A 14765-nucleotide genomic window follows, 5' to 3' on the forward strand; every position below is an offset into this window, starting at 1 on the left:
GTAGAACCCTTGGTGACACTACGAACCTTATAACCCTTTTCCGTCAGCATTTGAGACAACAAAGCCAAGTTTTCTGGAGTGTCATCGATGGCTAAAATATCAGCTTTGGGTTTATGGTTACGTTCTCTTGGCATTAAATTGGGAATCAGGAATAAAGAACTACACTGCTTGAATTTTAATACGATCAATGGTGGCTAATTGTTTTTCGGCGTTGCTGATTTGAGTAATGATCTAAAGTCTATATAGCAACTTAAATGTTAATCTTACTTCTGACAGTGAGGACAGAAATGAGCAGATCGTCCTCCTAGTTTTATCTTTTCAATGGGAGTATGACAAACTTTGCAGGGTTGGTCTTTTCTGCCATAAACCAGGGCCGCATCACCATAATTACCGCTCACTCCAAGCAGATCGAGAAAGTCACTAAAAGTTGTCCCACCTTTGTCGATAGAGGTTTGTAGAACCTCAATAATAGCTTGGTAGAGCTTTTTGATTTGCTTTGGTTTTAACTCAGCAGCTACCGTATAGGGCAAAATGCCGCTTTTAAACAGAGCCTCATCGGCATAGATATTACCAATTCCTGCCACAATAGCTTGATCTAATAGCAGGGTTTTGATCTGGCGACGAGAACTATTGAGCTTTTGGGTGAAGTACTTAACTGAAAAATTATCTTCAAAGGGTTCTGGCCCTAATTTTTGTAATCCTGTAATGACAGATTCAACTTCGGTTTCAGGGGGACAGTACCAAACTTTGCCAAAGGTGCGAGTATCAACAAAGCGTAATTCTTGATTGTGAGGAAAAAACAAACGTAGGCGAGTATGTTTTTGCAGAGGAGAATCTTGCGGTAGCCATAAAAGCTGCCCTGTCATACGCAGATGAACCCCTAACCAACCTGCGGGGGGATTAGACCTAAGCCTAGCCTGCGGCTCGCTTTCTAATAGGGCTAACTGGGCTAGAAGATATTTGCCTCGTCTATGCCACTGGGCGATCGCCTTTTCCCTAATTCCTTGCCAAAACTGCTCAATCTCTGGCGGATAAGCTAAACTCCTAGGTAATAAAATTTCCCCACCCTGGATTTTTTGTTTGAGGGTTAAATTATTTAATCCGCGTCGGACTGTTTCTACTTCTGGCAGTTCAGGCAAGGTATTGTTTTATTGCTTACGGTGTAACCATAGTTTACCAAAAAGCTGTAAGCTACAAGCTCTAAGCTATCAGCCTTTTCTAAACAGACACTTCATCAGCAAAACTTTTAATTGGGAAAAACTCAAATGGACCCGCGATCGAACCCCAAACCAGTTCGTCGGTTTCGGGATCTCGTCCGCGATCGTAGCTGATTAGCTGTTTGTCGGTGATTTCAAAGCTGTTATCGAGATAGGTTATCTTGCCCTTACGCTCCACAAGACAGGCTTTTCCTGGCTTAATTTGCCCTTGAAAACAACTACCTGTCCAGGTTACGTTCATATCGCACCCGTCCATTTTTTCAATTACATCGGCGGTGAGAGTGCTTAATAATTCGGGGTTGCGGGATGCCCCATAAAACTGTTCTTGATCCTTGACCTTAAAGTTTTCTAGTTCCAGGCGATCGCCCACCAAGCTTAAGCGAATGACTCGCAGACGATAGGGTTGATTGAGCATAAAATCATAGGCCTGTTCTAAAAATAGACTAGTACCCTCTAGCAAATCATCAGGTAAAGGACGCATACAGACGCGGATATGAGCAAAAAAGGGGGGATTGGCATAGGCTTGAGCCTGGTTACTAAAGTCCGAGGCCATCCAACGGGCTAGAGTGGTTAGATCTTGAGAATGAGTCATATACAAAAATTTGATTATTTAAGATCGTAATATGTAATTTTGACGGGTCATCTCCCTAAATCATGGAGAGCATTAATTACAGCAGCACAATGCTCGGTAACAGCTTGTAAATCTTCTTTTTTGGTAGACAAGGGCGGAGAAATCACTTCGCCAATCCGAACTGTAATTGGCACTGATTTGGGCAAAGCTGAACCCTTGATTAAAATCTTTTCTGTTCCCCAAAGGCTCACGGGTAAGAGGGGAACTTGCATCTTAGCTGCAATCCAGGCCGCCCCAAGTTTAGGCTCGGTAATTTGGGCATCGGGATCGCGAGTTCCCTGTAAGAATACGGCGGCGATCCAGCCTGATTCTATTGCTTTAGTAGCTGCACGCAAAGCTGCGCGATCGCCCATCCTGCGCTTGACAGGATATGCTCCATAAAGCTTGATTCCTTGCTTCAATACGGGAATTTTAAATAATTCTTCTTTAGCCATAAAAGCTACAGGACGACCTACACAATTGGATAAGATCGGCGGGTCGAAATAGCTAGCATGATTACTCACAGCAACTACGCCACCAGAATTGGGGACGTTTTCTGCCCCGTGCAGATTTAGGCGAAAATAAATATGTAGGGCAGGGCTAACTATTGACCATTTCAATAAATGATACGATGCCCAGTTAGCGAATGACTCTCGTTTCCCTTCCACAAAATGATCTTAAAATAAATAACACTACAGTTTTTAACTATATTAGTTAATTAGCTCTAATACTAAATCGGATTGATCGAGGTAACGATCAATCCTGTGATTTTTGACTTTTAACTTCTGACTCCTTAACTATTCGCTCCATTTCCTGGTCAATCTGATCTTTATACTGTGCGGGTGCAGCTATATAGGCTTTTTGTAATACTGGCTGGGCTGCGATCGAGTCGCCTTTTTTTGCCAAGACTAAAGCTTTAGCCAGAAGAGGACGAAAATCAGTTGGATCTACCTGGGCTAATTCATCATATAGAGCGATCGCTTCTCCATATCGTGATTGATTGGCGTATAGTTCTCCCAATAATAATTCTACGGCTTTTTGGTTGATGCCAGTGGGGCTATCATCCTGTTGAGCTAGTTTAATCGTTTGTTTGAGCAAGGCGATCGCTCTTTCGGGCAATTCTTGAGTTAGATACAAATTAGTGATGCCACCAAGAGCATAAATATCGCCTGGATGTTCTGCTAGCACTTGGTTATATACTGCTGCTGCTCCTTCATAATCTTCAATTTGTGACTTGGCTTGAGCCAAAAGAGTACCATATTCCGTCTGTTCAGGATGAAGTTTAGCTAATTTTTCCAAAGGAGCGATCGCGCCCTTGATATCCTTCTCCTGTAATCTGATTTTCAATAGACCATTTAAAGCTGTGTCGTTGTCTGGTTCACGCTCTAGAACTTTTTGATAACCAGAAGCTTCCGCTGCCATCAGCCCCAATTCTCGCTGAGAAAAGGTGATTACTTCTTCATGGGGATTTTTGACAAATTGTTGCCCTTCCACCACGCTACCCACTAAAGGAAGGGCAGAAACAGTTATGAGAGAAAATAACATCATCCCTAAAACTAGATAAATCCAACTACTGCGCTTTTTCTTCATGTTCTTATCACCAAATTACGATCAGCAGATTATACTTGATTTGTTTGTTAAGGTCATCAGACCAACCCTTCTATCGTTTATCCTAAAGGAGAAGCCAATTCGATTTAGATAGATAAAACTATAGGTTAGTTTAAATTTCATGAGAATATAAAGTATGATTTCTTGGACAATTTTAATTTCTCTGACATTTTGTGGATGCAGTTTTGATCAGTGGGATGTAATATCCCATTAATTGAAGTACTATCGTCTTATGAATTCGGCTTACGATAATTCTCAACAACCTAACCAACTTTCTACTGCTGTCAATCAATTGGCTGAATCTATCATGACTAATCACTCTCAGGATTCCGTCCCACCCAATACTCAAATCCAGCCAAATTCAGCCAGGAAGCAGCCAATTCCTCCTCCGTCCCACCCACGGCAGTATCGTGCTATCGGTTTAATCGAAGCTAAATATCAGCAGAGTGACGATCAGATGACCCAAGGAACTCTGTTGACTACTGATGGGGCAGAAATTGAAGCAGTGCTGCTAGGTCGGATTATTAGCCTGATTAAAAATCACCTGGACTTAGAACAACAACACTTATGGGTAGTGTACCCCCGCACAAAAATACATGAAGATCGTCTTCATGCCCAAATTGTTGGGGTCTGGGAACCAGAAACCCTTAGCCAAGACTCAGATGAACCAGAGACATCGGGGCAAGAAGCTGAACATGGTTATTTCTCGATTCGAGGCGAAGTGGTTTTTTACTCTACCGAAGAAGAAGTTGTAATCGTTAAAGTTAAGCAGTTTCCTCGTAAAGAAGGTGATAAACCAAAATTTTTTAAGCTTAAGCTCAAGGGAGTTTTGGGCGATAAACCCCTGCGACGTTTTTGGGATCTCAAAGTGCGTCTTGAGGGAGAAGATTTAGTTATTGAAGAGGGAACAGATTTAGGCTTTGCTCAAAAACGCAAACCCCAATTTAAGAAAGATCCTAAAAAGATTCAGCTTAAGTCGGCTCGCCCGCAAAAAGCTAGTGCCACAGCCCGACCTATTTTGCCCAAGAAAAAACCAAGCAAAGAGGAATGAGCTAGATTGAGTTAGGAGGCGATCGCCATAATTCTCACCGACAGCAATTACCGCATTGCTAAGGAGATCTTATGAGTTGGTGGTTTAAAGGCAAAATCTAACTCTTGTAATTCTGTTTCTGTTAGCTGAATATCCAATGCTGCACGGTTTTCTCTCACATGAACAGGATTAGTGGCTTTAGGGATAGAAATCACATTATCTTGATGTAGTAGCCAACTAAGAGCAATTTGCGTTGCTGTAGCGTTATGTTGTGCTGCAATATTCTTTAACTTAGAATCATTCACAAAGGCTCTTTGTTCCACAGGAGAATAGGCCATAATCGGCAGCTGATGTTGTTTGCACCAAGGCAATAGATCCCATTCAAGACCACGATGCAGCAAGTTATACAGTACCTGATTGGCGACTATTTCTTTTCCCCCTGGTAAAGACTCGGCTTCTTTGAGATCATCAGTATCAAAGTTGCTCACGCCATAATCGAGAATCTTGCCAACTTCTTTGAGATGCTGTAATCCTAACAAGGTTTCCGATAAAGGAACAGAACCACGCCAGTGAAGCAAGTATAAATCTAAATAATCTGTTTTTAATCTAGCTAAAGAGCGATCGCAAGCAGCAATTAGTCCTTGATAACTAGCATTATGAGGATAAAACTTACTAACTAAATACACTTCAGTTCTTTGCTTGGCGATCGCCTCAGCAACTACTTTTTCTGCACCACCATCTCCATACATTTCCGCCGTATCGATCAAAGTTAGTCCCAATTCTATGCCTAGTCGTAATGCATTTACCTCCGCCTGCTTTTGGCTGGCTTTTTCGCCCATGCGCCAAGTACCTTGTCCGAGGATAGGTATTTCTCTTCCTGAGGGTAGCTGTAGTGTTTTCATTTGCTATTTGAGCAAGTCATCATCTTTACCATTATGATTATGACGAAGATTTTGCCAACATTGCTAGTAGATCTATAAGCGTTTTACTGATGTGTTCTACTCAGCCCTAAAGCGCAGTCAGAAATTTTTTGTCTAAGATAAATACTATAAAACTAAAACTCATCTCATAGCTCATGGAATCAAGCAAAATAGCGATTGATAACGTTTCTCTGCCATCTTTAGGTATTGGTACTTGGTCTTGGGGCGATCGCCTTTTTTGGGGATATGGTTCGGATTATGGAGAAACAGAGGTTGCTAGAGCCTTTGAGACTGCGGTAGCTAACGGCGCAACTTTTTTTGATACAGCGGAAGTTTATGGATTGGGAGAATCTGAACGACTCTTGGGACGCTTTTTGAAGCGCACTAGTCAGCCAGTACAAATCGCCACTAAATATTTTCCTCTACCTTGGAGATTTAATCGTCAGGCAGTAGCAGATACTTTGACTGATAGTTTAAAAAGGCTTCAGGTAGAGCAAGTAGCTCTTTATCAGGTACATATGCCCTTCAGCTTTCTGATGAGTCAACATACTTTAATGGCAGCGTTGGCGCAGGAGGTCAAACGAGGACGGATCTTGAGCGTGGGAGTAAGTAATTATTCTGCAAGTCAAATGCAGTCAGCTTATGATCTTTTGGCGCAGTACGATGTTCCTTTGGCTGTTAATCAAGTTCGTTATTCCCTATTAACTAGAACAATTGAACAAAATGGTATTTTAGAACTTGCCCGTAAGCTGAACATTAAGATCTTGGCATATAGTCCTTTAGATCAAGGGCTTCTAACAGGTAAATACACCCCAGAAAACAGAGAAAAAGTTCAGGGTGCGCGAAAAATAGACCCCAAGTTTTCGACTGCAGGCTTGAGCAAAATTGAACCAGTAATCAGCAATCTTCAGCAGCTTGCCGAGAAATATGCTAAAACTCCTGCTCAAATAGCTTTAAACTGGCTGATGGCACAGGAAAACGTGATTCCAATTCCTGGAGCGAAGAATGCACAGCAAGCCCAAGATAATGCAGGGGCAATGGGCTGGAAATTGAGTGCAGAGGATGCAGAGCAGCTTAGTTTAATTAGTTTAAAACAGTAGGGTTTAAAACTTACAATTTACTGGATTCGATAACTCAAACTCACTGATTAGTTTAAGAGAATATAGCCAAAAATTCAAAATACTGCCACAAAAAAGTCACATCTTTACTTTAAATTAAAAACATCAAATAAAAATTTGTAGCTCATATCTGATTGCTCAGATTTGATTCATTTAAACAACTATAAAAACTTTATTTATCTAATCAACCCCAGGTATCACAGTAAATACTATGACCAAAACATTATCCTGGACAAAAACAATATCCTCTGTGTTATTGGTTTTACTTGGTGGAGGAATAGCTTTAGGTGGTAATTACTTAATCAATAGTCCAAAAAGCCTAACCAATGGAGATAAAACTAATGTAGCAGCTACAACAACTACGTCAGGGGTGATCGCCATTTCCCAAAATTATGTTAGCGACGTAGTAAATCAAGTGGGCAATACAGTTGTGCGGATTGATGCGGTTCGTAAAATGGCGACTAATGTTCCCTCTACATTTAACGATCCTTCCTTAAAACAGTTTTTTGGCTCTCAAGCGCCCAATATTCCTAGCGAACAAACTCAAAAAGGCATGGGTTCTGGTTTTGTTGTTAGTTCAGATGGTTTGATTTTAACTAATGCTCACGTAGTTGAAGGTAGCGATCGGGTAACGGTCACACTAAAAAATGGACAAACCTATCAAGGTAGAGTTATGGGGACAGACTCCTTAACTGACGTGGCAGTAATCAAAATTGAAGCCAACTCATTGCCAGCAGTCATATTTGCCGATTCAGATCAATTACAGCCTGGGGAATCAGCGATCGCGATCGGCAACCCTTTAGGTCTAGATAATACCGTAACTACTGGGATTGTTAGTGCAACAGGTAGAACCAGCGCTCAGGTGGGTGTGGCCGACAACAGAGTTAGCTTTATTCAAACCGATGCAGCAATCAACCCTGGTAATTCTGGTGGACCTTTATTGAATGCCCAAGGAGAAGTAATTGGTATTAATACTGCTATTATGCAAAATGCTCAAGGATTGGGCTTTGCTATTCCTGGTAATGCAGCTAAAGATATTGCTGAAGAATTAATCGCCACAGGCAAAGCAGACCATCCTTTCTTAGGAATTCAGATGGCGCAAATTATTCCTGAATCAAAACAAGAGTTAAAAACCCTGAAAAACCTTCAGATAGATCTCGAAGGAATTGTGATTGTCGGTGTTGTTCCCAATTCTCCAGCAGATCGCGCAGGAATAAAGTCTGGTGATGTAATTCAAGCAATTGATAAGCAGAAAATCACCACGGTTACGCAGGTACAGCAAGCAGTTGAAAAAATTAATATTGGCGAGAAATTAAATCTTGGTTTAATTAGAAATGATCGACAGCTCGATCTAGTCGTTAAAGTTGGTCTGCTTCCTCAGCCCAAGAATTTTAATCGTTAGACTTCTTGGACCTTTAAATTTTTAAATATTTTTTAGGTTTACCTCACACACACACATTGAAGCAACAAGCCAGGTTGGACTTGTTGCTTTTTCTTGGGCGGATCGAACTGACTGGAGTTTAGACCGACTAAGATAGTCGTCCAAGCAGAAAAAAATTGCTCAAAAGTGCGTAGAAAAAATGCCACTTTACCAATTGAACCTTGAAATTCAATTTAGAAGATCAGCACCGTATGTTATATTAGTCACTGTTGAAATATTTTTCAGCAACTTCTGTACCTGGGGGTATGGCGGAATCGGTAGACGCTGTAGATTTAAAATCTGCTGATCGTAAGGTCGTGGGAGTTCAAGTCTCCCTACCCCCACTTTCTATTGGCTCGTCGGAAATTGGCAAGGCCAATTCATGGTTGAAAAAAATTAGTAATTAATAATTTTATCCTGCTGATAAGCTAAATAGACAGCTTCCAAAAACTGACTATTACTATACCCTTCGGGTACAGTGTCTAATAAAATAATTTCCCTAACCTGTTGGGCTAATTTACGACTTAGCTGGTGCTGATATTCCAAGATAATATTTTGGCGTCGTTGAAGAAAATCGCGGATAGTGGCAAAGTCTTCGGGGAGTAGATTGTCAATTTCGGCTTCAATTCTCAGTTGAACTGCCAAATCTTCTGCTTCAGTTGAAATTTCAACCTCAGTTAGCATTGATGTCTCTTCTTGAACGACGATTGTACCTGCTACCAGATCACCCAGACGCTTTTCTTGTTGGGTAAAAATAATAAAAAATACGCCCATAAATAATAGATCGTCTACTGGTCGCAATAAAGCTCGTAAAATTGCTTGGGGTAGTCTTTCTGGTTTGCCATTATCACGAATAACCCTAATTTTTGTCCATTTTTTACCAGGAGTTTGTCCTTGCCACAAAGTTTCTAAAACTACAAAATAGCCGACGTAGATCGCAAAGGTGGTCAGCGACTGAACTGCCCAGATCCACTGTGCTAAAAGATTTAAGAATCCACCGCTAATTAAATTAGGGACTAGTTGGAAAGCCAAAAAAGCACTAAGCACCCAAACCAATAAAATTGTTAAACCAAAAATTATATAGTCAATTATCAAGGCAAAAGAACGATTGCCAATTCCCGCTAAAGTAAACTCAAGCTCAACGCTTTCTGGAGTTTGTAAATTAATTTGATTAAAAAAACGCATATATATTTTAGATTTAGCAGCCTAAAAACAATCAAGTTATTCATTTAGACTTTGAGTCTAGCTTGATTGCCTCTGAGCAACTGTGATTCTAAACATTGATTAGACTAAGTACTACTTCTCAAGTTCGGCAATCCACCTCCAGAATAGGTAGATGCATAAATCTTTTCAAGGCATCATATAACATATAGTAGCAATACTGTCACATTTAATGTTTGGGCAGCTTAAAAGATATTAGAAATGAAATATTTAGCTTTGACTAAAAATCACTAAATATTTTGTTAGTCAAGTTGAACCTTCATGGTTAACTCTGCGTCTAAACTTGCAGTCGGATTCAAATTAATTTATTTAGAAGTATCGCTGACTTTTGAAGTTCATAAGGAGTCATAACTGTACAAATGCCTAAAGCTAAAATTGCCAAAACAAGTGTTAAAGGAAACTATTCAGCAGATATGGTGAGAAACTATTTGCACGAAATTGGACGAGTACCTTTATTAACCCACGAGCAAGAAATTGTTTATGGGAAGCAAGTGCAGAGAATGATGACCCTGTTAGCGGAAAAAGAAGAGTTAGGCAGCGAACTCAGCCTGAAGGAGTGGGCAGCCAATGTCCAACTGAGTGAAATTGAACTAAACAGGATCATTAAACAAGGTGAAAGAGCTAAGCGCAAGATGATCGAGGCAAACCTGCGTTTAGTCGTGGCGATCGCCAAAAAATACCAAAAGCGCAATATGGAATTTCTCGATCTAATTCAAGAAGGTAGTCTTGGTCTAGAAAGGGGGGTGGAAAAATTTGATCCTACTAGAGGATATAAGTTTTCTACCTATGCCTACTGGTGGATTCGCCAGGCGATCACCAGAGCGATCGCCCAACAGGCTCGTGCTATCCGCTTGCCCATTCACATCACCGAAAAGCTAAACAAAATTAAAAAAACTCAGCGAGAGCTAGCTCAAAAGCTTGGACGTAGTGCTGAAGTTGGCGAAATTGCTCAGGAATTAGATCTAACCCCAGAACAGATTCGTGAGTATCTTAGTATTGCTCGTCAGCCTATCTCCCTGGATGTTCGAGTAGGGGAAAACCAAGACACCGAATTGTCTGAATTATTAGAAGATGATGGAATTTCTCCCGATCACTATGCGACTCAGCAGCTATTGCGTCAAGACTTATATAGCCTGATGGCAGATTTGTCTCCCCAGCAGCAAGAAGTAATTGCTTTACGCTTTGGTTTGGATGATGGTAATGAGCTTTCTTTGGCAAAAATTGGTCAGAGAATGAGTATTAGTCGTGAACGAGTACGTCAGCTAGAACATCAGGCTTTAGCTCAACTGAGAAGGCGCAGAGGCTACGTTAGAGAATATGTAGCTAGTTGAAATTAGCAGATATTTTCAGGAATTACTGGCGATCTCCCCAAGTTTGTTATAAATTCGATCTATTATTCAGTAGATTTGTTTATTCATAACAGGAAAGGAGGTCGCCATTATCTTAAGATTGCCAAATAAGCAACTAGAACTAACCCCTGCTGAATACCCTAGTATTTTAGTGGGGGTTCATGGCAAAATAACCATCGTGCGCGATCGTTATGGTCTGGAGAGTGTCGGCTAGACTAACAGATTTAATGATCCGCAGGATTTCTCTTCTCGATGGGGAATAAATTTCTCCTCAGTGAATTCTTAATTTAGTGGTGCAGGAGTATACAATGACACTATTCAATGAAACTTTAAATGGCAAAGACAGCACCAATGTTTCTGCTAACAATAATAATCAGTCAAACGTTTTAAGTAGTGGGGCCAAAGCCGAAGCAATACAGGGTTGGCTCATCGATAAGCTAGCAGAAGTGCTAGAGATTGAACCAAATCAAATTGATGTCGGACAAGATTTTGAAGAATACGGTTTAGAATCAGCTGAGGCGATCAACCTGTCGGGAGATTTAGAAGATTATCTTGATTGCCGTCTACCTCCTACCCTATTGTGGGACTATCAAAATATTGAGACTTTAGCTCAATACTTGGCTAAGGGAAACTTGTCTGTAAACCAGACTGATTCGAGCGAATTGCAATCTTTACAGAATTTTGACTCGGATTCTATATTTAATATACCTTTAGAAAATTATCAATTTAATGAATTTCCCGAATATAAAAAATTATTAGCTCAAAGAGAACAGGTTGCCAGCTTAGGTAATGGTAATCCGTTTTTTGTTCCTCAAGAAGGAATAGTCAACGATCGCACTACCGTTGATGGTCGTGAACTGATTAATTTTGCTACCTATAATTACATTGGTATGTGCGGAGATCCTCAGGTAACTCAAGCTGCTAAAGATGCTATTGAGCAATATGGAACTTCTGCCTGTGCTAGTCGCTTGGTCTCAGGGGAAAAACCTTTACACCGAGAATTGGAGCGAGAACTGGCCGAGTTTATTGGCGTAGAAGATAGTATTATTTTAGTTGGTGGTCATGCTACCAACGTTACCACCATCGGTCATTTGTTTGGTAAAGGAGATTTAGTTATCTATGATGCCCTAAGCCATAACAGTATTCTTCAGGGGTGTTTTCTCTCTGGTGCTAGCTTAGTCGCATTTCCTCATAATGATATAGAAGCTTTAGAAAAAATTCTTAGCGATCGCCGTCATCGTTACCAAAGGGTCTTAATCGTTATTGAAGGGGTTTACAGTACCGATGGTGATGTGGCCAACCTACCTGCTGTGGTTGAACTGAAACAAAAGTATAAAACTTTTCTCATGGTAGATGAGGCTCATTCTATTGGCACAATTGGCAAGACTGGTAGAGGTATCAGCGAATACTACAATCTTGATCCTCATGATATCGATTTGTGGATGGGAAGCCTTAGCAAGTCTTTTGCTAGTTGTGGTGGCTATATTGCAGGTTCATCTGCGCTAGTAGAATATCTTAAATATACTGCCCCAGGTTTTGTGTTCAGTGTCGGCATGTCTCCTCCTAATACAGCGGCCATTCTAGCTGCGGTGCGAGTGCTAAAAGCCGAGCCAGCCAGAGCAACTACCCTTCAAGCTAGAGCAAAATTATTTTTAGACTTAGCTCAAGAACAGGGTTTAGATACGGGAATAAGTCAAGATTCTCCTGTAATTCCGATAATTGTCGGGGATTCTCTTAAGTCAATTCAGCTATCCCAAAATTTGTTTAAAAGGGGAATTAATGTGCCGTTTATGATTTATCCTTCCGTACCGCAAAATGGTGCTAGGTTAAGGTTTTTTATTACCTGTAATCATACGGTTGCGCAAATTATGACGACGATTGAGATTCTTGCTGAAGAATTAAAGAAACTATAACTCAATTTAAAATTAAAATATTTTTTGCACTACAGGAAGAGAAAATTATCTTCCTGTTTTTGTTTAATTAAGCTATTAATTCTTATGCTTCTGGTAATTAATTAATCCATTTTATAGTTTTTGTTATCGCAAAACTTGTCTTAAATTAAAACTGAATTTAATTAGATTTAAATAAGTACTTTATTAACTTTGATTGCCAAGAGATAGCTGAATTTAAAATGCGTATTTGCTCGGAGAATACAAAATTTTAATTAAGTTTTTCCGTAAAACAACGATGGTATTGTTGCTATTCTCAACCGAAAATGAGATTTAGATTCACATACATAGATTGTTGATCCCTAAAACTTTTTGCTATGGCTACTCAAATTAATTATCGTTGCATGGAATTATTGCAAAATTACCATCGCAATCCCTCTTTAAAATTACGTAATAAATTAGTTGAGCTAAATATAGGTTTAGTTAGAAAAGTAGCACACCAAATCTGTCGCAAATGTGCCGAACCTTATGAAGATTTAGAACAAATTGGTTACTTAGGTTTGATTAGAGCAATTGAAAGATTCGATCCATTACAGGGAGCAGCATTTAGTTCCTTTGCAATTCCTTATATTCGTGGGGAGATGCTGCACTACTTAAGAGATAAAGGTAGCATGATGCGGATTCCCCGTAGATGGCAAGAACTTTATACCAGAGGTAAAAAGCTGCGTAAAGATTTAATTGAAAAACTAGGGCGTTTACCTCAAGATACTGAATTAGCTGCTGGATTGGGTATTCCCCTAGCAGAATGGAGTGAGTGTCAATTGGCTTTGCAAAATCGTCTGCCAATTAGTTTAGATGCAGTAGTTAATAATTCGCTCGATTCATCAATTACTTTTGGCGATACGATCGCCGATCCGAACTATATGAAACAGCGTAAACTAGAAGATGATAAGCTCCAGTTACAAAGAGCAATGAACCAGCTAGAAGATAAAACTAAAGCGGCGATCGAATGTGTATTTCTCTGGGATTTACCCCGTAAAGAAGCTGCTAAACATATTGGTATTAGTCCTATGACTGTTACTCGACATTTGCATAAAGGTATCGAGCAATTAAGCACTATGTTAGAACATCAAGTGGCATGAAAGCCTACTCAGTAGTTGTGCAAAATCAACTTTCTAACTGAATAGTTTGGTGAAAATAGTAAGTCACGTGTGTAATTAATTTTGATTAAATATAGCTAAATTTATTGGTTTAAAAATATATTATTTCTTAACATGGTTTCGATAGTCTATTTGGCAAGCATCTATATAATTAGATGCTTATTTTTTATTTGAATTACTAGGTCTAATATGGAAAAATCTTAGGAAATTAACTGCTGAATAATTGTCTTAGCTTGATTAGTATATCCACCGCCAAACAAATTAAAGTGATTTAAAACGTGATATAGATTATAAATACTTTTCCTTTGTCTATAACCGCTATCTAATTGCCATGATTCGTTATAGCCATTATAAAAAGCTGTGGGAAATCCACCAAACAGTTCTGTCATAGCAATATCAGTTTCGCGATCGCCATAATAGGTAGCAGGGTCGAAAATAATCGGTGTGCCATCGCTACTAATTGCTGCATTACCTGACCAAAGATCGCCATGAACTAAGGAGGATGGAGGCTGCCACTGGGCAAGTTTATTTCTGACGGCATTAATTACTTGATTCGAGTCGGGAAAATTCCCTCCACGACGTTGAGCCAATTTTAATTGATAACCAATCCGCTGTTCGGCAAAAAAGTCTGCCCAATTATCCATCCAGGTATTGATCTGAGGTGTCGAACCAATCGTATTATTTTGTGACCAGCCAAAGTTTTTATTCGTTCCTACTCGGTGCATTGCTGCTAGGTTATGCCCCATTGCTTTCCAGCTTTGATTGTTTGCGCCTCCTAAATCTAGCCATTGCAGCACGATATAGCTATGGTTGGCTGTTGTACCCCAGCAAATTGGCTGCGGTACAGAAATTGTGTGGGTAGCATGCATTTGCTGTAAACCTAAAGCTTCTGCTGCAAACATCTCTATTTTTGATGCATCATTTAACTTGACGAAATAGGCTCTATCTTCGCTGCTGACTTGATAACCTTGGTTGATACAACCACCACTGACGGATTTGGTGTTAGCGATCGCAAATTGTTGCCCTGTTTCTTGACTAATAGCTTGAGCAATTTCTGTCCACATTGATTTTAAGGTAGTAATTTCTTTTACAGAATAATACCGTAGTTATTGAGGGTAATTTTAACTTATCAAATCAAGCGATCGCCTGTAAAAACAGAATGGATCTTCAGCAAAAGCAACTCCAGCGCGATTGTAGATAGTCATCACCATAGTTGGTATTTA

Annotated in this window: 14 protein-coding genes and 1 tRNA gene; 7 read left to right on the forward strand and 8 right to left on the reverse strand. The window is 39.9% G+C overall.

The window, feature by feature from the left end:
• Positions 1–263 precede the first annotated feature (263 nt).
• The 4 genes from C7B62_RS15640 to C7B62_RS15655 all read right to left on the reverse strand — a co-directional run bounded on the left by C7B62_RS15640 (position 264) and on the right by C7B62_RS15655 (position 3417).
• Positions 264–1139, reverse strand: a complete 876-nt coding sequence (locus C7B62_RS15640) for a DNA-formamidopyrimidine glycosylase (RefSeq protein ID WP_106238471.1) — start codon at positions 1137–1139, stop codon at positions 264–266.
• A gap of 79 nt (positions 1140–1218) precedes the next feature.
• On the reverse strand, positions 1219–1809 hold the full coding sequence (locus C7B62_RS15645; protein WP_106238475.1) for a chromophore lyase CpcT/CpeT: 591 nt from the start codon (positions 1807–1809) through the stop codon (positions 1219–1221).
• Positions 1810–1856: 47 nt separating this feature from the next.
• Positions 1857–2495 (reverse strand): 1-acyl-sn-glycerol-3-phosphate acyltransferase, encoded by a 639-nt coding sequence (locus tag C7B62_RS15650; protein WP_106238478.1) that lies wholly within the window; start codon positions 2493–2495, stop codon positions 1857–1859.
• An 88-nt stretch (positions 2496–2583) separates the two neighbouring features.
• Positions 2584–3417 (reverse strand): lipopolysaccharide assembly protein LapB, encoded by an 834-nt coding sequence (locus C7B62_RS15655; protein WP_233219997.1) that lies wholly within the window; start codon positions 3415–3417, stop codon positions 2584–2586.
• Between the two features lie 250 nt (positions 3418–3667).
• Between C7B62_RS15655 and C7B62_RS15660 the strand changes: the two genes are divergently transcribed.
• Positions 3668–4486: a hypothetical protein gene (locus tag C7B62_RS15660; RefSeq protein WP_106238482.1), complete on the forward strand. Its 819-nt coding sequence runs from the start codon at positions 3668–3670 to the stop codon at positions 4484–4486.
• Between the two features lie 47 nt (positions 4487–4533).
• Here C7B62_RS15660 and C7B62_RS15665 read toward each other — a convergent pair whose 3' ends face one another.
• A complete protein-coding gene (locus C7B62_RS15665; RefSeq protein WP_106238485.1) occupies positions 4534–5367 on the reverse strand; it encodes an aldo/keto reductase in 834 nt (277 codons plus the stop codon).
• A 173-nt stretch (positions 5368–5540) separates the two neighbouring features.
• Between C7B62_RS15665 and C7B62_RS15670 the strand changes: the two genes are divergently transcribed.
• Together C7B62_RS15670 and C7B62_RS15675 are read left to right on the forward strand one after the other, a co-directional pair.
• Entirely contained in the window at positions 5541–6485 is a 945-nt protein-coding gene (locus tag C7B62_RS15670; RefSeq protein ID WP_106238488.1) for an aldo/keto reductase, read from the forward strand.
• Between the two features lie 229 nt (positions 6486–6714).
• Positions 6715–7905, forward strand: a complete 1191-nt coding sequence (locus C7B62_RS15675) for an HhoA/HhoB/HtrA family serine endopeptidase (RefSeq protein WP_106238492.1) — start codon at positions 6715–6717, stop codon at positions 7903–7905.
• A 38-nt stretch (positions 7906–7943) separates the two neighbouring features.
• On the opposite strand, the gene C7B62_RS25755 is transcribed toward C7B62_RS15675, so the two are convergent.
• Positions 7944–8090 (reverse strand): hypothetical protein, encoded by a 147-nt coding sequence (locus C7B62_RS25755; protein ID WP_158260693.1) that lies wholly within the window; start codon positions 8088–8090, stop codon positions 7944–7946.
• A 93-nt stretch (positions 8091–8183) separates the two neighbouring features.
• Between C7B62_RS25755 and C7B62_RS15680 the strand changes: the two genes are divergently transcribed.
• Positions 8184–8267, forward strand: a tRNA-Leu gene (locus tag C7B62_RS15680).
• A gap of 52 nt (positions 8268–8319) precedes the next feature.
• Here C7B62_RS15680 and C7B62_RS15685 read toward each other — a convergent pair.
• Positions 8320–9108 carry an RDD family protein gene (locus C7B62_RS15685; protein WP_106238496.1) on the reverse strand — a complete coding sequence of 263 codons (789 nt, stop codon included), beginning with the start codon at positions 9106–9108 and terminating at the stop codon, positions 8320–8322.
• Positions 9109–9503: 395 nt separating this feature from the next.
• On the opposite strand from C7B62_RS15685, the gene C7B62_RS15690 reads away from it, so the two are divergent.
• The 3 genes from C7B62_RS15690 (at position 9504) to C7B62_RS15700 (ending at position 13524) form a co-directional block, all read left to right on the forward strand.
• Complete coding sequence (locus C7B62_RS15690) at positions 9504–10475, forward strand: RNA polymerase sigma factor, RpoD/SigA family (protein ID WP_106238501.1); 972 nt, start codon at positions 9504–9506, stop codon at positions 10473–10475.
• A 326-nt stretch (positions 10476–10801) separates the two neighbouring features.
• Positions 10802–12406 carry an aminotransferase class I/II-fold pyridoxal phosphate-dependent enzyme gene (locus C7B62_RS15695; RefSeq protein ID WP_106238505.1) on the forward strand — a complete coding sequence of 535 codons (1605 nt, stop codon included), beginning with the start codon at positions 10802–10804 and terminating at the stop codon, positions 12404–12406.
• Positions 12407–12759: 353 nt separating this feature from the next.
• Positions 12760–13524 carry an RNA polymerase sigma factor SigF gene (locus C7B62_RS15700; RefSeq protein ID WP_106238509.1) on the forward strand — a complete coding sequence of 255 codons (765 nt, stop codon included), beginning with the start codon at positions 12760–12762 and terminating at the stop codon, positions 13522–13524.
• A gap of 218 nt (positions 13525–13742) precedes the next feature.
• Here the strand turns inward: C7B62_RS15700 and C7B62_RS15705 are convergent, their stop codons facing one another.
• Positions 13743–14606, reverse strand: coding sequence for a fructosamine kinase family protein (locus C7B62_RS15705; RefSeq protein ID WP_106238512.1), 864 nt, complete (start codon positions 14604–14606; stop codon positions 13743–13745).
• Positions 14607–14765: the final 159 nt, after the last annotated feature.

Origin of the sequence: Pleurocapsa sp. CCALA 161, assembly GCF_003003995.1 — a bacterium.
Taxonomy (GTDB): domain Bacteria; phylum Cyanobacteriota; class Cyanobacteriia; order Cyanobacteriales; family Xenococcaceae; genus Waterburya.